General features: G+C 40.6%; 22 protein-coding genes and 1 riboswitch. Of the genes, 5 read left to right on the top strand and 17 right to left on the bottom strand.

Features of this window, described 5'->3' with window-relative positions; all coding sequences use genetic code 11:
- Positions 1-37 precede the first annotated feature (37 nt).
- Positions 38-1,363 (bottom strand): O-acetylhomoserine aminocarboxypropyltransferase/cysteine synthase family protein, encoded by a 1,326-nt coding sequence (locus WG989_RS10955; protein ID WP_340429401.1) that lies wholly within the window; start codon positions 1,361-1,363, stop codon positions 38-40.
- A 261-nt stretch (positions 1,364-1,624) separates the two neighbouring features.
- Between WG989_RS10955 and WG989_RS10950 the strand changes: the two genes are divergently transcribed.
- Complete coding sequence (locus tag WG989_RS10950) at positions 1,625-1,792, top strand: hypothetical protein (protein ID WP_340429400.1); 168 nt, start codon at positions 1,625-1,627, stop codon at positions 1,790-1,792.
- Positions 1,791-1,909, bottom strand: a riboswitch (SAM riboswitch). Its footprint overlaps the gene before it by 2 nt.
- 54 nt (positions 1,910-1,963) lie before the next feature.
- On the opposite strand, the gene WG989_RS10945 is transcribed toward WG989_RS10950, so the two are convergent.
- The gene (locus WG989_RS10945; RefSeq protein ID WP_340429399.1) at positions 1,964-2,437 is read right to left on the bottom strand and encodes a hypothetical protein; all 474 of its coding nucleotides are present in this window, start codon (positions 2,435-2,437) and stop codon (positions 1,964-1,966) included.
- Positions 2,438-2,722: 285 nt separating this feature from the next.
- Here WG989_RS10945 and uvrA point away from each other — a divergent pair, with 285 nt between their 5' ends.
- Positions 2,723-5,557 carry an excinuclease ABC subunit UvrA gene (gene uvrA, locus WG989_RS10940; RefSeq protein WP_340429397.1) on the top strand — a complete coding sequence of 945 codons (2,835 nt, stop codon included), beginning with the start codon at positions 2,723-2,725 and terminating at the stop codon, positions 5,555-5,557.
- An 809-nt stretch (positions 5,558-6,366) separates the two neighbouring features.
- Here uvrA and WG989_RS10935 read toward each other — a convergent pair.
- The 12 genes from WG989_RS10935 to WG989_RS10880 all read right to left on the bottom strand — a co-directional run bounded on the left by WG989_RS10935 (position 6,367) and on the right by WG989_RS10880 (position 17,481).
- Positions 6,367-6,498, bottom strand: coding sequence for a hypothetical protein (locus tag WG989_RS10935; protein WP_340429395.1), 132 nt, complete (start codon positions 6,496-6,498; stop codon positions 6,367-6,369).
- Positions 6,499-6,531: 33 nt separating this feature from the next.
- Entirely contained in the window at positions 6,532-7,527 is a 996-nt protein-coding gene (locus WG989_RS10930; protein WP_340429394.1) for a hypothetical protein, read from the bottom strand.
- 156 nt (positions 7,528-7,683) lie between these two features.
- A complete protein-coding gene (locus WG989_RS10925) occupies positions 7,684-8,148 on the bottom strand; it encodes a GNAT family N-acetyltransferase (protein ID WP_340429393.1) in 465 nt (154 codons plus the stop codon).
- Positions 8,148-9,500, bottom strand: a complete 1,353-nt coding sequence (locus tag WG989_RS10920; RefSeq protein WP_340429391.1) for a M28 family metallopeptidase — start codon at positions 9,498-9,500, stop codon at positions 8,148-8,150. Before WG989_RS10920 ends, WG989_RS10925 begins: the two co-directional genes overlap by 1 nt.
- Before the next feature lie 12 nt (positions 9,501-9,512).
- Entirely contained in the window at positions 9,513-10,769 is a 1,257-nt protein-coding gene (locus tag WG989_RS10915; RefSeq protein ID WP_340429389.1) for a replication-associated recombination protein A, read from the bottom strand.
- 73 nt (positions 10,770-10,842) lie between these two features.
- The gene (locus WG989_RS10910) at positions 10,843-11,688 is read right to left on the bottom strand and encodes a prolyl oligopeptidase family serine peptidase (protein WP_340429387.1); all 846 of its coding nucleotides are present in this window, start codon (positions 11,686-11,688) and stop codon (positions 10,843-10,845) included.
- A gap of 46 nt (positions 11,689-11,734) precedes the next feature.
- Positions 11,735-12,256: a hypothetical protein gene (locus WG989_RS10905; RefSeq protein WP_340429386.1), complete on the bottom strand. Its 522-nt coding sequence runs from the start codon at positions 12,254-12,256 to the stop codon at positions 11,735-11,737.
- 11 nt (positions 12,257-12,267) lie between these two features.
- Complete coding sequence (gene aspS, locus WG989_RS10900) at positions 12,268-14,406, bottom strand: aspartate--tRNA ligase (protein WP_340429384.1); 2,139 nt, start codon at positions 14,404-14,406, stop codon at positions 12,268-12,270.
- Between the two features lie 125 nt (positions 14,407-14,531).
- The gene (locus WG989_RS10895; RefSeq protein WP_340429382.1) at positions 14,532-14,978 is read right to left on the bottom strand and encodes a hypothetical protein; all 447 of its coding nucleotides are present in this window, start codon (positions 14,976-14,978) and stop codon (positions 14,532-14,534) included.
- A gap of 180 nt (positions 14,979-15,158) precedes the next feature.
- The gene (gene dnaJ, locus WG989_RS10890; RefSeq protein WP_340429381.1) at positions 15,159-16,322 is read right to left on the bottom strand and encodes a molecular chaperone DnaJ; all 1,164 of its coding nucleotides are present in this window, start codon (positions 16,320-16,322) and stop codon (positions 15,159-15,161) included.
- A 76-nt stretch (positions 16,323-16,398) separates the two neighbouring features.
- Positions 16,399-16,950: a nucleotide exchange factor GrpE gene (locus WG989_RS10885; protein ID WP_340429379.1), complete on the bottom strand. Its 552-nt coding sequence runs from the start codon at positions 16,948-16,950 to the stop codon at positions 16,399-16,401.
- Positions 16,951-17,118: 168 nt separating this feature from the next.
- Positions 17,119-17,481: a hypothetical protein gene (locus tag WG989_RS10880; protein ID WP_340429378.1), complete on the bottom strand. Its 363-nt coding sequence runs from the start codon at positions 17,479-17,481 to the stop codon at positions 17,119-17,121.
- 79 nt (positions 17,482-17,560) lie between these two features.
- Between WG989_RS10880 and WG989_RS10875 the strand changes: the two genes are divergently transcribed.
- Entirely contained in the window at positions 17,561-18,733 is a 1,173-nt protein-coding gene (locus WG989_RS10875) for a class I SAM-dependent rRNA methyltransferase (RefSeq protein ID WP_340429377.1), read from the top strand.
- Positions 18,734-18,889: 156 nt separating this feature from the next.
- Here the strand turns inward: WG989_RS10875 and WG989_RS10870 are convergent, their stop codons facing one another.
- The 3 genes from WG989_RS10870 to WG989_RS10860 form a co-directional block, all read right to left on the bottom strand.
- Entirely contained in the window at positions 18,890-19,132 is a 243-nt protein-coding gene (locus WG989_RS10870) for a T9SS type A sorting domain-containing protein (RefSeq protein ID WP_340429375.1), read from the bottom strand.
- Positions 19,133-19,348: 216 nt separating this feature from the next.
- On the bottom strand, positions 19,349-19,819 hold the full coding sequence (locus tag WG989_RS10865) for a redoxin domain-containing protein (RefSeq protein ID WP_340429374.1): 471 nt from the start codon (positions 19,817-19,819) through the stop codon (positions 19,349-19,351).
- Between the two features lie 157 nt (positions 19,820-19,976).
- Entirely contained in the window at positions 19,977-20,402 is a 426-nt protein-coding gene (locus tag WG989_RS10860) for a hypothetical protein (RefSeq protein ID WP_340429372.1), read from the bottom strand.
- Positions 20,403-20,544: 142 nt separating this feature from the next.
- Between WG989_RS10860 and WG989_RS10855 the strand changes: the two genes are divergently transcribed.
- Positions 20,545-21,639: a Nif3-like dinuclear metal center hexameric protein gene (locus WG989_RS10855; RefSeq protein ID WP_340429371.1), complete on the top strand. Its 1,095-nt coding sequence runs from the start codon at positions 20,545-20,547 to the stop codon at positions 21,637-21,639.
- Positions 21,640-21,730: 91 nt separating this feature from the next.
- On the top strand, positions 21,731-22,483 hold the full coding sequence (locus tag WG989_RS10850; protein WP_340429370.1) for a zinc ribbon domain-containing protein: 753 nt from the start codon (positions 21,731-21,733) through the stop codon (positions 22,481-22,483).
- Positions 22,484-22,512: the final 29 nt, after the last annotated feature.

The following is a 22,512-nucleotide window of genomic DNA, read 5'->3' as shown; positions in this document are numbered from 1 at the left end:
GCAGGCACATAGAAGCACCTGCGTTGGTCACAAAAATTTATCCTACCAATTCTTTTTCAAATACTTTTTGAAAAGCCTGTTCCAGGTCTGCTTTAATATCATCAATATGTTCAATACCTACACTTAAGCGAACGAGATTTGGTGCAACGCCTGCAGCAATTTGTTCTGCTTCACCTAATTGTTCGTGTGTTGTACTTGCAGGATGAATCGCCAATGTTTTTGCATCACCCACATTCGCTAAATGACTGATCAGCTTCAATGAATTGATAAACTTCGCAGCATTTTCTTTTCCACCTTTTATGGCCACTTGTAATACACCACCGTATCCGTTGGTGAGATATTTTTTCGCAAGCTCATGATATGGATTGCTTTTTAAACCGGGATATAATACATACTCAACAGATGGATGTTGCTCCAACCATTCTGCTAAGCTCTGTGCATTATCAACATGACGTTGTACTCTAAGCGACAACGTTTCTAAACCTTGCAATAATAAAAATGAATTGAAAGGACTTTGTGCAGAACCAAAATCACGCAAGCCTTCAACTCTTGCACGAATGATGAACGCAATGTTTGGTAAACCAAGCGGATTGCCTTCGCCAAATATGTCCCAGAATTTCAAACCATGATAACCTTCACTTGGCTCTGTAAACTGAGGAAACTTTCCGTTGCCCCAATTGTAATTACCACCGTCAACAATTACACCGCCTATAGTAGTTCCATGTCCACCGATCCATTTAGTTGCACTTTCAACCACAATGTTTGCACCATGCTCAATTGGGCGGAACAGGTAACCACCTGCACCAAATGTGTTATCTACGATCAACGGCAGATCATATTCTTTTGCTAAGTCAGCGAACTTTTTAAAATCCGGGATATTCAAACGTGGATTACCAATTGTTTCCAGGTAGATTGCCTTTGTATTTTTATCAATGTGCTTTACAAAACTTTCTGCATCATCACCATCAGCAAAACGTGCTTCAATACCTAAACGTTTGAAAGCAACTTTAAATTGGTTGTAAGTACCGCCATACAAATAAGTAGTGGTAACAAAATTATCGCCCGCCTGTAATATATTATTGAGTGCAAGAAACTGTGATGCCTGACCACTACCCACAGCTAATGCTGCAACACCGCCTTCTAAAGCTGCAATGCGTTGTTCAAACACATCGGTAGTTGGGTTCATGATACGTGTATAGATATTACCGAATGCTCTTAAACCAAACAGATCAGCAGCGTGTTCGCTGTTGTCAAATCCATAAGAAGTTGTTTGATAAATAGGCACTGCACGTGCTTTTGTTGTTGGATCAATTTGTTGACCGGCATGCAATTGCAATGTTTCAAAACGAAGAGTGTTGCTCATAATTAAGATTTAATGATTGAAGAATGAAGTAAAAAAGAAGAAGTGTGTGTTACCTCCCTGACAGGCAGGGTCGGAAAAGATATGTATGCCTTACGGCATACAACAAATACAACAACACTGCATGGCTGCAGTTAAAGAAATGTTTGTATTGTTGTTGCTGTTGTACATGAAGTTTGTATACCCGACAAAAGTAGTCGGCTTTACTGATTTATACAAATTCTCATTTGCAAAAGTTTTGTCAATGTGCGAAATAACAATTGTTTGTTTCATCTGCTTGTGCCTTTATATGATGCCCTTGCAACACCTATCAAAGAAAATTTACCGGCGGCTTTTTGCTTCAGCTACACAACTGTAGAAAACAAAAAAGCTCATCCGATACAATCAGATGAGCTTCAGTATTTTGATAAAAACATTGAGCGTGCTATCTGACTTATCTTCCCCTTGTGGGGATGGAATTGGCACCTTTTCTCCAGATTCAGCATTGCTGAATGAGAGAGGTTGCCAAGGCTTCATTGGGCCATTACCCTCTGCCTTTCTTGATAAGTGATGTAAAGAACTGTTGCAAAATTAGCAGCAAATCATCCAAACAACCAAATTTCTTTAGCTAACAACCGTTTTAACGGCTGTATGCAATTCACGTGTAAGTATCAAAGCGGCTAATACAGATGGAATCAACGCCCTGAGTTGTGCCTTCCGCTCCGTATCAGTATGATAATATGCAGGAATGGTTGCACTCACTTTTTTTGAAGGTGTTGCTTCATTTTCCAGCATCACTTCAATGCCGTTTTGCTCACTTATCGTAAAACGAAACTCATCATGTTCTTCTGTAACTGCTGAGCCTTTTCGCATATCATCATCATCGTATTGGATTCGCCCAAGCGTGTATCCATACTCGTTTCGTATAAACTGAAACAGCTTATTAAACATTCGTTTCCCAATGAAAATACTGCGTTTGATGTGACCGCTTTCTAAACGAAAGCTTTCAGTGGCGGGACTCAATTTCAACGTAAAGCGATGTTCCGCCTGTCCATCATGAAGGATCATGGGAACTGCGTTGTAAACTGTAATGCTCATAACTGTATAAGTTTTGTAATCGTTGGTTGGCTCAAAAACCACGTAAAAGTTAGTGTGAACAGCTGCAATTCAAAACAGAAATGGCCTTGAGTTTTCCACATAACAAAAACTTAATATTGAGAATTTTCCAGACTGTGGAAGCATCAGCGTATTTGCAACAAGCTCGCCTCCACAGACAATCGATTGAAAACCATCTATTGACGATTCCTGAAACCTAATAACTTTAGTAAAGGATTTCACGGTAAATTCGCTTCCCGGCAGTTTACATGCCAAAAGAGAAAAAATATGAGCGATACAGTGAATGATCAAATAGAAGTTTCAGGGGCACGGGTACATAACCTGAAAAATATTGATGTAAGTATTCCGAAAAACAAACTGGTAGTAATTACCGGTATCAGCGGCAGCGGCAAATCATCTCTTGCATTCGATACCATTTATGCTGAAGGACAGCGACGCTATATGGAAACATTCGGCGCTTATGCCCGCCAGTTTGTGGGCGATATGGAGCGGCCCGACGTAGATAAGATCACCGGCCTCTCTCCTGTTATTTCAATCGAACAGAAAACGACCAATAAAAATCCACGTTCAACAGTTGGAACCATTACTGAGGTGTATGATTTTTTGCGATTGCTTTATGCAAGAGCCAGCGAAGCTTATTCGTACAACACAGGGAAGAAAATGGTGAAGTGGAGCGAAGAAGAAATTGTAAGTAATATCCTCGATCGTTTTGATGGACAAAAAATTTCTTTACTCGCCCCATTGGTAAGAGGACGAAAAGGACATTACCGTGAATTGTTTGAAGATATCCGAAAGAAAGGATTTGTAAAAGTGCGGATCGATGGGGAGATCAAAGATATTGCTCCAAAGATGCAGCTCGACCGTTACAAGATCCATGATATTGAAGTGGTGGTTGACCGGTTAAAAGCAAGTGATGATTTTAAACTTCGCATTAGCCAAAGCGTACAACAAACGTTGAAATTGGGGAAAGACCTCATGCTGATTGAAACAGAAAAAAACGGCGTTATTTCTTACTCCAAACAATTGATGTGTGAAGATACCGGGCTGAGTTACGAAGAACCATCGCCCAATGCATTTTCATTCAACTCTCCTTATGGTGCATGCCCTACCTGTAAAGGATTGGGCAATGTGTACACTATTGACATGGAACTTGTACTTCCTGATCAAACATTAACTGTGAAAGAAGGTGGTATTGCACCATTAGGTGCAGAGCGTGATGCAAGTGTGTTTCAACAGGTAATTGCATTTGCAAAAAAATACAAGATCAAATTAGATGTACCTGTAAAAAATATTCCACAGGAGCAACTCGACTTGCTGTTGTTTGGCGATAAAAATATCAGTCCCACTTTGGAAGTAGATGTAAATGACGAAACACTTCCATTGGAATATACCGGTAGTTACGAAGGCATTATTCCCATGTTAAAGCGTTGGTTTGCGTCGCCGCAAAGTACCGAAGGCCTGCGTGACTGGGTAACGCAATTTATGACGCTCAAAACATGTGGCAGTTGCAACGGAGCAAGATTAAAAAAAGAAAGTCTTTGGTTTAAAGTTGAAGACCGGAACATCTCTGAATTAAGTGACTTGAATCTTGATAATCTTGCCGCCTGGTTTGATGGACTGGAACTACGCATCAGCAACAAACAAGCGGCCATTGCAAAAGATGTGTTGAAAGAGATCAGGGAACGACTTCAGTTTTTATTGAATGTTGGTTTAACCTATCTCACACTAAACCGTCCCAGCCGAACATTGAGCGGTGGTGAAAGTCAACGTATAAGATTGGCTACGCAGATCGGATCGCAACTGCAAGGCATCACTTATATTTTAGATGAGCCAAGCATTGGTTTACATCAGCGGGACAATCATCGTTTGATCGAAGCATTAAAAAACCTGCGTGATGTTGGCAATAGTGTGTTAGTAGTGGAGCACGACAAAGATATTATGCTGGCAGCCGATCATTTGATCGACGTGGGGCCGCAAGCCGGTAAACATGGTGGTACAATTGTGTCAGCAGGTTCACCAAAAGATGTATTGCTTTCGCACAGTGATACTGCGAAATATCTCAATGGTGAAAAATCAATTCCTGTTCCCGGCGAACGCAGAAAAGGAAATGGAAAATTTATAGAGCTGAAAGGTGCAACAGGTAATAACCTTCGAAATGTAAATACCAAATTTCCATTGGGAAAACTCATCGTTGTTACCGGTGTAAGCGGAAGTGGTAAGAGTACACTCATCAACGAAACACTTTACCCTATTCTCAGTAAATATTGCTACGATTCAAAAGCTAATCCAATGCCTTACAAAAGCATCAAAGGATTGGAACATATTGATAAGGTGATTGAAATTGATCAGTCGCCGATTGGCCGTACACCACGAAGCAATCCTGCAACGTACTGTGGTTTCTTTACGGAGATCAGAACATTGTTCTCTGCAGTACCCGAAGCAAAGATCAGAGGTTACAATGCAGGGCGTTTTTCATTCAATGTAAAAACAGGGCGTTGCGATGTGTGTGAAGGCGGTGGTATGCGTGTAATCGAAATGAACTTTTTACCCGATGTGTATGTGCATTGTGAAAAATGTAATGGCAAGCGCTATAACCGTGAAACTTTAGAAATTCGATACAAAGGAAAATCAATTGCCGATGTATTAGATATGACGGTGGAAGAAGCCGTTGAGTTTTTTCAACCAGTTCCTTATCTCTATCGCAAAATAAAAGTGCTGGAAGATGTGGGGCTGGGTTATATCACACTCGGCCAAAGTGCCGTTACACTAAGTGGTGGTGAAGCACAACGTGTAAAGCTATCAACCGAACTTGCAAAAAAAGATACGGGTAAAACATTTTACATTCTCGATGAACCTACAACAGGTTTACACTTCCAGGATATTCAACATTTGTTGGATGTGCTGAATAAATTAACTGACAGAGGAAATACAGTGTTGGTAATTGAACACAACATGGATGTAATTAAAGTGGCCGATCACATTATTGATCTTGGACCGGAAGGTGGTGATGGTGGCGGACAAATTCTATTTGAAGGAACGCCTGAAGGACTTGTAATGTGTAAAGAAAGTTATACCGGTCAGTTTCTCAAAGCAGAGTTATAACATCTATAAAAAAATAGCCCCCCGACCAAGGGGGGCAACAGGATAGAGTACGGACCAAGAGAAACACAGCAATGCATGGTAAAATAAATATCGGTCACTGGTATCAGGCTCTCTTCCAAACAAGAAAGCTTTTGAGTAGGTACGGACTAACATTTACTGCATACGTTGCCAAAATCATAATTGATCAGTCTTGGTTTACACATGGAATAAAAAATTGAACAAAGCATGGTGAAATAAATATCGATCGTTGGTTCTCTTTTTTTCGCTTTTACCAATATTAGACAACATCGGAAAAAGGGGTACGGATTAACGTTTATTGCATACTTTGTTCAAAGAGTTGAATATTATTTTTAGTTTGATAAGTAAAGAAAAAATTGAGCAAAGCATGGTGAAATAAATATCGATCGTTGGTTCTCTTTTTCGCTTTAACCAATATTAGACAACATCGGAAAAAGGGGTACGGATTAACGTTTATTACATACTTTGCTCAAAGAGTTGAATGTTATTATCAGGTTTAATAAGTAAAGAAAAAAATGAACAAAGCATGGTGAAATAAATATCGATCGTTGGTTCTCTTTTTCGCTTTAACCAATATTAAACAATATCGGAAAAAGGGGTACGGATTAACGTTTATTGCATACTTTGTTCAAAGAGTTAATGCTACTACTATATTTAATTAGTAATAGGAAAAAAGCAAAGCATGGTGAAATAAATATCGGTCACTGGTTCTCTTATTTAGATTTTCACAGGATTGGAAAACTATGAGAAAGGGTACGGACTAACGTTTATTGCATACTTTGCTTATAAATTTACAGGTATAATTTTTTCTTGAAAATGTAAAGGATAACGTACAACGTTATTAAGCCAATACGAAGTAACCAGATGGTGGTTTCAGGACTGGCCAATACTCTGGCCCTTGTTTTCGGGATTTCGGTTTTCATGTTTTGGGTTTGGGTATGGATAAAAAATATAATCTAAAAATACTGCGGACATTTCATCGAATTCTTATTTCGGAACCAGTCTGCGTACACATCACCAATCTTCCACGTTAATCTGAATGTACTGGAGAAATAAGAATCGTTTCTGTTCGGGTTACCTCTCTTCTTGCCAACCCGATACGGTGTATAGGCCGGATTAGAGTTTGGATAAAACGAGCTTGGATTTGAAAGGTACTTCGCCATCACCGCCTGGCTTGGCGTAAGATACTGATCAAACAAAGCCGGATCAATAAACTTGTTACTCACATCATCAATATAATCACTTCCGGTTTTACGATGAATCAATTCAATTGCAAACGTAATTCGTTCCGTGATATCGTATTTAATACCAACACCCATTGGAATGTTGTAATTAATAAGACTGTATTCAGGAATTCCTGTTTCAACCATTCCTTGTCCTTCAAGACGTAATGGTTTCAGATCAACCCACGATTCATTACCGGCAGGATCTTTATAAAGTCCCTGTGGTTTGAATTTAAACACACCAATACCGAGAATACCGTAAGGACGAAAACGTGGTAAGCCTGAGCCGTTTTTCAAACCAATAAATGCTGTAGGGAAAACTTCAACTCCAACATAAGCTTCGTATAAAGGAGAACGGAATGTAATGTTTCTGTATTTCCGTGAGCCTTCGTAGGTATCGGCCGGTTGCTTTTGCTTAACTAAACGATCATCACCTTCCATTTGACCAATATTGCCTGCTAAACGAAAACCCAACCATTCAGATGGATAATAGGATGCAGAAATACCGGCAATCATATTGGTAACAGGTATGTTATTATCTTTTGGGCCATATCCTCCTTTACCACGGTTACCACCGAGATCACCAAGGAAATTCATGGGGCCAATATTCAATCCGATTTCAAAACGGGAATTTGCAGTTGATAATCCAACCTGTGCACTCAGATCATGAGTGTTGACTAGTAGAAGCAGTAATGCGTACAGAGGAAGAAGTAATGTACGTACTTTCATAGAATTGGATATTTGGTTTCTCTTGTATTGGATACGACAAGGCAATATTAGAAAACAAATCTTGAACTTCAAAATTTTTTCTTTGATGAAATCGGTGGAAACCCTTACTGGCATAGGCTTTTAAGCAGTTTTACTTGTGGTGTTAAGTAAAATTACCTATTCCTTTTCACAATTCCGAATCATTTCTATATGCTCGATATTATCTTCCAGATATATTTCACTTGTTTGTTCAAAGCCGAGTGAAGAATAGAATTTCAACAGATAATACTGTGCTCCGATTTTGATGGCTTTCTTGCCAAATAATTCTTTGCATTGCTCAATAGCGATCTGCATCAACTCTCTCCCAACTCCTGTTCCTCTTGCCACCGGATTTGTAACGACCCTCCCTATGGAAGGTTCGCTTTCATACGAAACACCCACGGGCAACAATCGAACATAAGCCATCAGCTTGCCTTCTTCATCAACTCCCATTAAATGCCAACCTTTCTGATCTTTATAATCAGCATCCTGGTACACACAGTTTTGTTCCACAACAAATACTTCATTACGTAGCCACATGATATTGTATAACTCGTATGGCGTTAATGCTTCAAATTTTTTTACGATCCAATTCAGTTTCATTATCGTCCGGGTGTTGGTACAACAGGTAAACTTTCGTTGCCGTTTTCATTTACCGATTGCACTGCAAAAAAATAATTGTCTTTTGAGTAAGGTAGTTTCACATTGGTTTCAGTCGTGAAAATTTTCTTTTGCCAAACGGCACTTGTTGTTTCACGCAGCAACACATAATAACCTTTTACTTTTCCAACTGCTGGTTGCTTCCAATTGATGAGTGAATAGTTCGTCAAACTTCTTGTCTCGATCTTTACTTCCAATGGCATCGAAGGAGCTTTTGCAAGATTTGCTAATGATGCAAGATTGATCCCTGTGTTCTTTGCCAAATACACGAAGTCCATGAACTCGGGTAAGTCGCCATATTGAATTCCTTTATCTGTTCGCAGATCCTGGTGTTGATGATTGAAGTTTTCATTCATTTCAGTAATACGTACGGCTGCAAATCCTTTTTGGATGAAAGGTGTATGATCTCCTCCACGTAAAAACCGATCATTGCGATATACCATTACCACTTCCAGATTATCAACATAACGTTCGCCGATTTCTTTTACATACCGTGCCAGCTGTCTCGACTTGCCATCATTCTCCAAACCAAGATTACGGATATTTGCAGCAGCTTTATCTAATTCATAAGCCGGCAATCCTTCACTGAATACACGCACTTTTGTATTGTTGATGATGTTTGTTTCATTGCTGTTGTTTGAACCCATGATATCATTGTTCAACACGGCTTCAATGATCCAGTTTTGATCTTTTGCTTTTCCTGCCATAAAATTGGCGCCTAACAAACCTTGCTCTTCGCCGCTCACTGCAACAAAAATGATGGTTGCGGAAAATTCATACTTGCTCATGATGCGTGCACATTCAAGTACCGCAGCCACACCACTTGCATCATCATTTGCACCCGGCGCTTCACTTGTTGCATTCATTACATCCGTTACACGACTATCTAAATGACCACTGATCACAAATATGCGTTGGTCAGCTGGATTAGTTCCTTTCAAGATCGCCATTGCATTACCGAGATTTACCGGTTTGCTGATGCGTCTTCCATCGGGTTGCAATGTTGTTGTATCAACAAAGGCCGTCATTCTCCCGTTTGATTGTTTGGCAAACTCTTTAAATTTCGCTACCACCCATTCACGTGCTGCACCGATGCCTTGCTTGGGATCTGTAACCGTACTCATCGTATGGCGTGTGCCAAAACTCACCATTTTCAAAATGTAGGCTTTGAGTGAATCGGAAGAGATAGCTGTGACCATCTTTTCAATTTCAGGATCACGCTGAATAGTGGTTTGAGCATTGATTCCACTTAACAGGAACAGACAAACAAAAACGAACAACGAAACTTGTTTCATAAAGTTGATTGATTAATAATTATATTTTTCTTTCCAGAGTTGTTTCAGAAACCTTCTCAACTCTTCTTCTCTTATATTTTTACCCGGTTCATAAAATTTTGTTCCAACAATTTTCTCCGGAAGATACTCCTGTGAAGAAAAATTGTTTTCATAACTGTGCGAATACTGATACCCTTTCCCGTAGTCCATGTTCTTCATCAGCTTAGTTGGAGCGTTACGGATATGTAGCGGAACAGACAGATCGCCAAATTGTTTAACCGCAGCCATTGCATTTCCAATTGCAACTGTTGCAGTATTACTTTTTGCACTGGAGGCGAGATAGATGACACATTGCGATAAAATAAGCTGCGACTCAGGATAACCGATCTTATTCACAGCATCAAACGTTGCGTTTGCAAGTAACAATGCATTGGGATTTGCATTGCCGATATCTTCACTGGCAAGGATCAATAAACGACGGGCAATAAATTTTACATCTTCACCACCTTCGATCATTCTTGCTAACCAATACACAGCTGCATTGGGATCGCTGCCACGAATGGATTTGATAAACGCAGAAATAATATCGTAATGCTGCTCACCGCTTTTATCATACAAGGCCATTTTTTGCTGAACGGTTTGCAACACGGATTCATCTGTTATCAGCATTTCATTCCCTGAACTATCAGCAACAATTTCTAACAGGTTTAATAATTTCCGTGCATCACCACCACTTAATCGAATGAGTGCTTCAGTTTCTTTTAACTCAATCTTCTTTTCTTTCAATACAACATCATCCGTAATTGCTTTTTGCAATAACTGAACAAGATCGTTTTCATCCAATGCTTTCAACACAAATACCTGGCAACGGCTGAGCAAGGCGCTGTTCACTTCAAACGAAGGGTTCTCCGTTGTAGCGCCAATCAATGTAATGATCCCTTTTTCAACAGCACCTAACAAGGCATCCTGCTGACCTTTATTGAAACGATGAATCTCATCAATAAATAAAATGGCTTTTGTTTCCTGCTTTGCCTGTTCAATAACTTCACGTACATCTTTCACACCACTGCTGATGGCACTTAACTGATAATAAGTTGCACTCACATTGTGTGCAATGATGTTGGCGATGGTTGTTTTCCCAACACCGGGAGGTCCCCACAAGATCATACTGGGAATATTGCCACTGGCAATCGCTTTTTGCAAAATACCGCCTTGTCCTGTAAGATGCTGTTGACCTACAAGATCATTCAATTGCTTTGGCCGTAAACGTTCTGCTAAAGGAGCCTGCATGCAGGCAAGTTAGAGTAATTATAGAAATTTTTTCACAGGAAATGAGCAGTGGTAAACGTATGAATTTTACTTTTTATGGATGATGAATTTTTAAAAAAGCATCTACTTTATTAAATGCATCATGATAAGTAGCCGCATCCCAATCACCATGTCCGCCTCCCGGGTACAATACAAATTGATTGGGAACAGCAACTGTATTCAACTTGTTTTGCAGTATTGTTGATTGCGAAGGCGCAACTACAATATCAAGTCCCCCATGCAACAGCAATGTTGGTGTGCTTGTGTTGGTTACAAAATTAAAGGGCGAGGATTGCTGATAGATGCCTGGATTTGAACTTGGTGTTCCGCCGGTTACAGATGTTAACAGCAATGGGATTAGTGGATTGGGCGGATTGTTATACATCTGCACCAATTCTGTTGGACCAAAGAATGAAACAACCGCTTTCGCTTTTACCGGTGTAATGTATTTGTAAGCATGCAACAAAGCCAGGTGTGCGCCGGCACTTGCTCCCATTAATCCAAAACGATCGGATATTTTATATTCGTCACGTTTACTGAAAATAAATTCAACGGCAGCTTTTACATCCATCTCTTGTGATGGAAAAAGATTTTGTCCGTTTGCTACCAATCGGTAACTGATGTTGAAAATGGCATATTGCGGAGCCCGACGCTTTAGTGTATCAACAAACGCATTGAGATCGGTTCTGTTTCCTTCCACCCAGCCTCCACCATGAATGAGAATCAACACGGGTGTTGATGCAGCACTTCGACCAGACGGAAGATACACATCCATCGACTGCTTTATATCTGTACCGTATTTTACATTCAACAGTGTTTGTGCTGTTATGGCATCCTTGTCCTTTTTCTTGCAGGAAAAAAAACTGATTGTTGAAAGAAGGCAAATAATAATAATGCGCATACACTTCATTTGTATAAAGAAACGAAGAAGCGGGAAATGAATTGTGTTAAAATGGGCTGTTGGAGGTAGAATTGGGCTTATCGCCAAACAGATATGCATACTCTTTCAGATAACGAAAGGTCAATGCAATATGTGCGCCCAGTATCAATGCATAGAAAAGAAGAAACCAAACAACCGCCTTCATAACGTTCATCATGAGTGTTGTTGACAAGGGCGATTTTGTTTGCTGCATGGTTGACACCTGCTTTACAGCATCTGCAAATACAGTGGGATCCTGCAGTACAGCAATCGACTGCACCAGATTCATCACCACAAATACAATGGATACATATGCATTCACTTTGACCCAATCACGCAACTTTGTTTGTTGCTGACGTTTGCCATCGATACCGTTGAGCATAAACAAAAAACTGGCTACAGTATAAATCACAACTGCCACAATCACAAACACACTCAGCAATAATGCAGGGTTCGACAATGCAATTAATAATGCGAAAAGAGCGGCAATGCCTAAGATTACAGCAATTACAAGAAGGAAATAAGAGAAGATGCGGTAGAAAGTCATCATAGAATTTGTGATTAATACGCACCCCACAACTTTGTCAACTTACCTTTCATTAAAACATTGACGTTGTTGAAATTTTCTGGATTAGCTAATGATTCTTTAAATATCAAACTAAGTTCCTCTTTCCTATTTAGAATGTTTTTTGCAGAAGGATAAACTTGTTCAATCCAAATATGATGAATATATCCACCAATGCCTTCCCCTATAAAGTTGCCCCTAACTCCCACAAAACCTACTTTAAATAATTTATCTGCTAGTCTACTAAAAGCAGCATCGTCCAATTTTTCATTTGCAAAAAGCTCAAGAACAAAGTCATTTGTGAATTCAATACTTAATTCATCAAACTGCTTGGTATCAATCGCACTTGGTGCATCCAGCATCACATCTCTTCCTGAATTATTTTTCGGGAAGGCAATGAAATCACGGATGCTTTCGCTGCCGCCGAGGATGGCACACAAACGATCAAAACCAAAGGCAATACCACCATGCGGCGGTGCACCATATTCAAACGCACCCAATAAGAAACCAAATTTGTGTTGTTGTTCCTCTGCATTCATACCCAATGCAGCAAACATTTTTTCCTGCAGCTCACGTTGGTAAATACGGATAGAACCACCACCAATTTCGTTTCCATTCAACACCATATCGTATGCATTGGCTTTGATGCCTGCATACGGGTGCTCCAGATATTTATCCAGATCATCCACTTTCGGACTGTTGTTGATCATTGTTTCAATATGCGATGGCTTTGGACTGGTGAACGGATGATGCCTTGCTACCCAACGACCGGCTCCGCCTCCATCCTGGTCTTCCAATGCAAATTCAAACAATGGAAAGTCGAGCACCCACAATAATTTAAAATCATCCGCTTTACGTAAGCCAAGCTTATCGGCCATGTACATCCGCAGATCGCTGATGGCTTTACGTGTGCGTTCTTCAGCACCAGCTAAAATCAAAATCAAATCACCTGCTTTTGCATTAGTTGCTTCAGCTATTGCTTTTAATTTTTCTTCGCTATAGAATTTATCTACACTGCTTTTGTAAGTTCCGTCAGCATTACACTTGATGAACACCAACCCCTTCATACCAACCTGCGGACGTTTCACCCACTCTGTTAATTCATCAGTTTGCTTCCGTGTATATTCACTGCAACCGGGAGCCGCTATTGCAACTACTGTTTCAGCTTCATCAAATACTTTAAAATCTGCACCATCAATCAACGCCGATTGACTTTGTTTAGTTGGAAATGTATGCGCAGGAAATTTGAGATTGCAGATATTCATTTCAAAACGAATATCCGGCTTGTCGTTTCCGTATTGCCACATGGCTTCTTCCCATGTCATGCGTTCAACTGCTTCTGTGTAATCAATATTCTTTACATCTTTGAAGATCGATTTGATCATTCCTTCAAACATGTTGAGAATATCTTCCTGTTCAACAAATGCCATTTCACAGTCGATCTGTGTAAACTCCGGTTGACGGTCAGCACGCAGATCTTCATCACGAAAACATTTCACTACCTGGTAGTATCGATCGTATCCACTCACCATCAACAATTGTTTGAATGTTTGCGGGCTTTGCGGCAACGCATAAAACTGTCCGGGATTCATGCGGCTCGGCACCACAAAATCTCTTGCTCCTTCGGGAGTCGATTTAATTAGGAATGGTGTTTCAATATCCATAAAACCATTGCCATGCAAATAATTTCTTGCAGCACGGTTCACTGCATAACGCAGTTCAATATTTCGTTTCACTGCATTGCGACGAAGATCGAGGAAACGGTATTTCATCCGCAGATCATCACCACCATCTGTATCGTCCTGGATAGTAAAAGGCGGAACTGCTGATTTATTCAGCACCTTAAATTCAGTGATAAGAATCTCAACATCACCAGTTGCAATATTGGGGTTCTTATTACTACGCTCACTAACGGTGCCGGTTGCCTGCAATACAAACTCACGGCCAAGCGGATTTTCATCCAGTACTTTATTCAGTTCTTCACCAAACAACAACTGCGTAATGCCGTAACGGTCACGCAAATCAACAAACGTGATGCTGCCGAACTTGCGAACGGTTTGCACCCAGCCGGCGAGGGTTACGGTGCTGCCGACATGATTACTTCTTAATTCGCCACAGGTATGAGAACGATACATAGTAAAATTTAAAGTTGAAAGTCGAAAGTGAAAAGTAAGGCTATACCGAAACTTAACAGCTTCAACAGAAAGGTTTGCTAAGGAGCGCAAAGATAACTATTGAGCGGTAACCTTCCGAAGCAGTTTCAGGCTGTTTTTCGTTCTGCCTGATGGCTCAGTTCCTCTTTCAATGCCTCTTCTGTTTGAACAATTACTTTCTCCCTGAATTTTCGGTTCACGAAATACAAGAAGTAATACACGAAGAGAATTAATAAGCCGATACTAAAAGGGATCAGCGACATATTACGAAGTCCAAACTTCCCTTCGTCCCAACCATAGAATTCACCGATCATCCAGGTACAGTTGGCTGTGATCCAGAAAACCACGGCCAGGTTATGTACCAGTTCAGAGAATATTTTTCTTGTTTGCCAGGTAATAATTAACGCTGCCAACATAGTTGGAACGATCATGATCAACGCCGGTATATGAAGGTTCAGCGCCCAACACGCATCTTTAATAAGCCAGAAAAGAATGTGCAGATTTTCTATACGTCGAAACCTTGCAGGAATGGAATAGATCAGGTTATTACTCATGTTTGCGAAGCATTTAAAAAAGCCGTAAAAATAAGGAATCGAACGAAGCGTTGAGCGAACTTGCCCCACTTAAAATGACAACGGAAAACTCAACTTTCCCGTTCGACGGGGCGTATAACCGGGTCATAAAAAAAGTGGCGAGTTAATCACTCGCCACTTACTATTTTCAATTTGCATTACTTAGCTAAACATTTCTTTCACCCGCTCAAAGAATCCTTTGTCGCCCTTTTCAGGTTTGGGTTGAAAGTTCTGGGCCTGCTGCATTTTTTCCAGCATCGCTTTTTCGTCGGATGTAAGATGTTGCGGTGTCCACACATTTACATAAATGAGCTGATCCCCTTTTTCATAACTCTGCAAGGCCGGGAATCCTTTTCCTTTTAAGCGAAACACTTTTCCACTCTGTGTACCCGGCGGTATTTTGATCTTCGCCCGTCCATCGATGGTTGGTACTTCCGCCTGGATTCCGAACACAGCATCAGGGAATGAGATATGCAGATCATACGCCACATTCAGCCCATCTCTGTGTAACTGTGGATGCGCTTCTTCCTCAATCAACACAATTAAATCGCCCGGCGATCCGCCACGCTCACCCATATTTCCTTTGCCTGACACACTTAACTGCATGCCTTCCTGTACACCCGCCGGAATATCGATCGTAATATTTTCTTCGCCATAAACTCTGCCTTCACCTTTGCAGGAAGCGCATTTATGAGCAATGGTTGTTCCTTCGCCGTTACAAGCCGGGCAAGTTGTTACCGTCTGCATCTGGCCAAGAAATGTATTCTGCACTCTGCGCACCTGTCCACTGCCACCGCAGCTTCCGCAGGTTTGCATGCTCGCCTTATCTTTTGCTCCGCTGCCACCACATGTGTTACAGCTAACATGTTTTTTTACTTTGATGGTTTTGCTGGCGCCTTTTGCAATTTCTTCGTAGTTAAGTTTGATTCGTACACGAAGGTTACTTCCTCTCACACCTCGTCCTCTTCCGCCACCACCCCCTCTGCGTTGGCCACCGCCAAAGAAACTGCCGAACACATCATCGCCGAAAATATCTCCAAACTGGCTGAAGATGTCGTCCATGTTCATGTTCTGTCCGCCACCATATCCACCACGGCCGTTGCCACTAACGCCCGCATGTCCGTAACGATCATATTGTGCTTTTTTATCAGCATCGCTTAACACTTCGTAGGCTTCAGCCGCTTCCTTAAATTTTTCTTCGGCTTCTTTATTTCCAGGGTTACGGTCGGGGTGAAATTGCATCGCTACCTTGCGGTACGCTTTTTTAATTTCGTCCGCAGATGCAGTTTTGCCTACGCCCAGTATTTCGTAAAAATCTCTCTTCATAATGTGGAAATTTGAGAATTTGAAGATGTGCTAATGCATAGAATTTTCAAATTGTCAAATTGAATTAATTGTCAAATTATTTTCCGACAACCACTTTTGCAAAGCGGATGATCTTATCGTTGAGTAAATATCCTTTTTCAATTTCGTCAATCACCTTTCCTTTCAATTCGTCTGTGGGAACAGGGATTTCGGTAATGGCTTCGTGCTTGTCTGCATCGAAAGACTGGCCTTTTGTTTCCATTGGTTTTAATCCCCGACCCTGCATTAAGGTGCGAAGCTTATGAAACACCAGTTTTACACCTTCATCTACCGCACCGGTTTTTGCCAGTTCAGCTTCTGCACGGTCGGAATCATCCAATACTTCCAGTAAAGAAATGATCACTTCCTTACCAGCTGTTTGCATTTGCTCAACTCTTTCTTTGGCTGTACGGCGGCGGTAATTATCAAACTCCGCCATCAGGTAGAGATATTTCTTTTTTTCCTCTTCCAATGCTTCCTTAAGCTTTTCTAACTCACTTTCTTCAGCGATCTGTTCGTTGAGGTGATTTACCCCCGCAATATTTTCATCGGTGTTGATATCGGCGCTGAAAGCGGTGTTATTTACTTCGTTTGCGTTTTGTTCTGTCATTTCGTTCGTCTTTTGTACTGTAAAACGTAAAATTGTCGGCAAAGGTAAGCTGGTCAAGAATATTGCCAATGGCTTAATTGGGACAAAATGTCCGCTTATTACTATTCTATCGTTCAAATAAAAAAGCACCCGTTTCCGGATGCCTACCTAAACATAAAACATAAAATTTTAATCGATCACTTTGATATTCCATTGGAGGGGCGGCGTTTCCATAAATCCCATGCATACGCCACATCCGGGCCCTTCTGTTTCACCCGCAATTTCTGCTGTAAATAGTTCGCCTTCTGTAACACCGGCTGCACCAAACTCACAAAAATTCTTTACCGTGAAAACATTTTGATAATGAATTCCTGCCGAATTAGTCCAATCCATCGCTTTCGCATTTCCTTTTGCATCCACAATCTGCACAATGTAAAAAGAGCAAAACGAATCAACCAGCCTGGCTTTGAAGATTCCTTTCGGAAGAGATTCCTTATCACAGGCTTGTAACAAAAACACAACAGCAATGAAATAAAACCGATATAGTTTCATAACGTCATTTTAGAACCTGACTACATTCAGTTTTATTTCGTTGCACGAAACTGGTTTTTTAAAAATACCTTTGCCGGCTATGACAAAAGTGACGCTCAACAGAAAGATCTCTCAACGTGTTGCAAACGGACATCCATGGGTATTTGCAAACGAAGTAAACCGTGTTGAAGGAAATGCAGAGGCTGGTGCCATTGTAGATGTGCATACGCATGATGATAAATTTTTAGGAAGAGGTTACTCCAATCCTAAATCGCAGATATTGGCCCGTATTCTCACAAGGAATAAAAACGAAGAGATCAACGAAGCGTTTTTTCTTAAAAAATTGAGCGAAGCATGGAAGCAGAGGCAACAAATGGGCTATTCCGAAAACTGCCGTTTGATATTTGGTGAAGCAGACGGATTACCCCAACTTATCATTGATAAGTTCAATGATTATTTTGTTTTGCAAACACTTGCTCTTGGTATTGATGTTTGGAAAGATGCGATCGTAAAAGCAATCAATCAAATTTTTCAACCGAAAGGAATTTATGAACGGAACGATGTGCCGATTCGTGAGCTGGAAGGGATGGAACAGAAGAAAGGATTTTTAAGCGAGCCGTTCGACACCAATATCATCATCAACGAAAACGGATTACAATTTCATGTAGATATTGCCAACGGGCAAAAGACCGGTTACTTCCTTGATCAGCAGGATAACCGAAGAGCTATTCAGCATATCGTAAAAGGTGCTGATGTATTAGGTGCGTTTACCTACACGGGTACATTTGAAATTCATGCTGCGCATTATGGTGCAAAGAGTGTGCATGGCCTTGATATTTCTGAAAGTGCAATTGAAATGTGTAATAAAAATGCAGTACTGAACAATGTAAGCGACATCTGCAAATTTGAATGTGTGAATGCATTTGATGTGCTGAAAACATGGGTAAAAGATGGCCGGCAATATGATGTGGTGATGCTTGATCCTCCTTCGTTTTCAAAATCCAGAGCAACCATTCAAAAAGCGATCACCGGTTACAAAGAAATAAATCTGCGTGGTATGAAATTGGTAAAACCGGGTGGATTTTTAGTTACCTCTTCCTGTACCAATCTTGTACAGCCACAATTGTTTCTTGAGATCATTCAAATGGCAGCAAAAGATGCCAAAAGACAGCTACGACAAGTAACCTTTCAAACACAGAGCTCCGACCATCCGATCATTTGGGGTTGGGAGAATACACATTACTTGAAGTTTTTGATTGTGCAGGTGCTTTAATGAAGTACATGTATAAAGTTGGAAGTACGAAACCCCTTCCATGGCTGCAACCCTGACGGCAATTGAAGCGGAAAAAATCGTATGCGATTTGGGGAATTATTTAAATAAAAAAAGACTCTCTCGAGCCTCACCATTTGGTTGAACAAAACGGGAAAATTATTTCACCACCTGAAACTTACCGCTTTCAACAATTTTACCGTTACGGTCAGTTAACTGGAAGATGTAAACACCACGGAAATAATCGTTGAGATTTACAACAGTACGTGGAGTGAGGTTATTGATCTCTAAAACTTTCTTGCCAATAAAGTTGAATACTTTAAAAGAGTACTCAGAGAGTGTAATGTCTTTGAATTCAAAATTGATGAAGGAAGAAGCTGGATTGGGGAAAAAACGAACCACCTTAACCACATTTTCAGCGTTTCCAGCCGGAGTTCTATTGGACTGGGCCGTGGTTGCTGTGGTTATCAAAAGGATACAGGCAATTATGGTAATAATCCGTTTCAACGAAACAAACTTAGTTTTATTATCTGCAATTTACAAGCTTTTTCTCACATTTCTTGAAAATGAGCGGGTTGATTTCTGAATTTCCACCCGCTCATTATATATCTAAGAAACTTAGTTCAACTCAGCTAATCGCTTGTTAATCGCCTCAAAATCAGGTACTCCGTCTTTGCTTTCCACTAATTCTGTGTATTGAACAACCCCTTCTTTGTCAACAATAAAGGCGCTTCTTTTCGAAACTCCCTTCATATCAAAGATCCAGTTTTCAAATAACGAGTCGTAGGCACGTGATACTTCTTTATTGAAATCACTCAATAAAGGAAAGTTATAGCCCTGCTCATCTCTGTAACGCTTCAGGGTAAATACAGAATCGACACTTATTCCGAGAACCACAGCATTGGCACTGTTGTAGCGGGCAATATCATCCCTCACCGTACACAGTTCTTCTGTGCAGGTACTTGAAAATGCCTGCGGGTAAAACAAGATCAGCACATTCTTTCCTTTAAAATCAGCGAGGCTTACTTTATTTCTTTCACTATCGTACAATGAAAATTCCGGAGCTGCTTGTCCAACTTTAATTTGCATAAAAAATGATTATTTAAATGTTCAGTTCGCAATTAAACAAAACAATCTGAAAAAGGTTAAAGAGTTTTTTTTTAAAATGATCAGTGACGTGTTTATCTAAAGCAAAAGAGCGCTTCAATGTTTGAAGCGCTCTTTTGGTTATCAGTATTAAATCAACTTATTTTTTTCGCAACTCAAGGGTCACAAGTTTGCCATCAATGATTTGTTCTGCTTTTACCCACGTCCACTCACTGTCTTTTAGTTTCCATACTCCATCTAACCGCTGGAGGGTTGTGGAAGCCGTTGTTGGATAGTCGGCCATAATTGCAATGTTCACACGGTCTTCATTCCAGGTGCCGGTTGCTTCAACAGATGAATTTTTTACAGCATCCACTTTGCGATCGGTTTTGAACTGAAACTCATATCCATCAAACTCAGGCTTATAATCATTGGCTCCTTCTTTGTAAACACTTACCAACCAACGACCATCGGTAATCGCTTTTACGATCAGCGTTTCGGCAATTTGTTCCTGCGTTCGTTTGATGGCTTTTTTGCAGCCCGCAAGCAACACAACTGAGAGAGTAAGAATAAATAACTGCTTCATAGATTTCAATTAACGGAGTATAAAACTACAATTTGTTTTGTGAACGACTAAAGTAGAAGTACGTAAAAAGACACTAAACAGGTTTTCAGGCACTTATCTGGTTCTGTAAACGCTTCCTGTTGAATTATCTTATTTTTACTGTATGCAAATTGCTGATATCATCCGCTTTTTAGAAACATTGGCCCCTCCTTCTCTTCAGGAAGGTTATGATAATGCCGGATTGCTCACTGGTTCACCTGGCTGGGAGTGTACCGGAGTATTGGTAAGTTTGGACGCTACAGAAGAAGTGGTGATGGAAGCAAAAACCAACGGAGTTAACCTGATCGTGGCGCACCATCCCATTGTTTTCAGCGGACTCAAACGAATTAATGGAAAAAACTATGTAGAACGGGCAGTGATCGCATCCATTAAACATGATATTGCCATTTATGCCATCCATACTAATCTGGATAATATAATGAATGGCGTAAATGGACGGATGGCTGAGAAATTAGGATTGGTCAATTGCCGAATTCTGCAACCAAAAACGGGTTTGCTCAAAAAGTTGTTCAGCTTTGTACCCATTACACATGCCGAATTTGTGAGGGCAGCTATATTTGAAGCAGGCGGTGGACATATTGGTAAGTACAGCGAATGCAGTTTTAATGCCAGCGGAAAAGGAACCTTCAAAGCATCGGAAGGGAGTAAGCCATTTGTGGGTGAGATTGGCCACAGGCATGAAGAAGAAGAAATAAAAATAGAAGTGACCTTTCCTGCCTGGCTGGAGCAAGGGATTCTTTCTGCTATGATCAAAGCACATCCGTATGAGGAAGTAGCTTATGATGTGGTGCGGCTCGATAACAATTATCAATCTACAGGTGCTGGTATCATTGGTGATTTGCCAAACAGCATTTCACCCAATCAATTTTTACAATTACTTCAAAACCAGTTTCATTTACAGGTAATCCGGCATACAAAACGGGAAAAACCGATCCACAAAGTGGCACTTTGCGGCGGTGCTGGCAGCTTTTTAACCAAGGCGGCGCTGGCGGCAAGTGCTGATGCATATGTTACGGGTGATGTGAAATATCATGAATTCTTTGATGCCGAAAACCGGCTGCTGTTGGCGGACATCGGGCATTGGGAAAGCGAACAGTTTACAATCGATTTATTGGCGGAACATTTGAGCGGGAAATTCCCTACCTTTGCCGTCCTCAAAACTGGTGTGAAAACGAACCCTGTCGAGTATTTTAGATGATTGATGTGACGGATGAACAAGTGAGTGACACAACCAATGTTGAGCAAGGCTTTACCGCCGGTATCAAAAACAAAAAACTTCAAACACAAATATGGCTACTACAAAAGAGTATTCTGTAGAAGAAAAACTGAAGGCACTGATTCGTGTGCAGAAAATTGAAAGCAAACTGGATGAGATCCAGATCCTGAAAGGTGAATTACCAATGGAAGTAAAAGACCTTGAAGATGAAATTGAAGGTTTGAATGCACGGAAGAACCGTATTGAAGAAGAGATCAACGGTATTCAGGAATTTATTGAAAGCAAAAAAGAAGCGATCAAAGAAGCACAAGCCCTGGAGAAAAAATACGAGAAGCAAAGTGAGAATGTAAAGAATAACCGTGAGTTTGAAGCGATCAACAAAGAAATCGAAATGCAGGGTTTGGAAATCAAACTTGCAGAGAAGCATATTAAAGATGCTAACGAAGAGTTGATTGAAAAAAGCGAAGTGCTTGAAAAAGCAAAAAAAGCAATTGCTGTAAAAGAAAAGAACCTGGAGCACAAGAAAGGTGAGCTGGATAAAATTGTTGCTGATACAGAAAAAGAAGAAACGCAATTGCGTGGCTTGGTTGATACTGCCAGAGAAGCAGTAGAAGATCGCCTGTTGGCAAGTTTCGATCGTATTCGTACAAGCTACCGTAACGGCTTATCAGTAGTTCCTATTGAGCGTGAAAGCTGTGGTGGTTGTTTCAATACCATTCCTCCGCAACGCCAAAGTGAGATCAAACAACACAAAAAAATCATTGTGTGTGAAAACTGTGGTCGCATTCTCGTTGATGCTGACCTCAACGATACAGTTGAACCTTAATTGATCGGATAGATATTGAGAAGGGCGCT

Origin of the sequence: Lacibacter sp. H407 (assembly GCF_037892605.1) — a bacterium.
In the GTDB taxonomy this organism is placed as follows: Bacteria; Bacteroidota; Bacteroidia; order Chitinophagales; family Chitinophagaceae; genus Lacibacter.
Note: the sequence above shows the minus strand (reverse complement) of the source record. Positions and strands in the feature narration are given on the sequence as shown.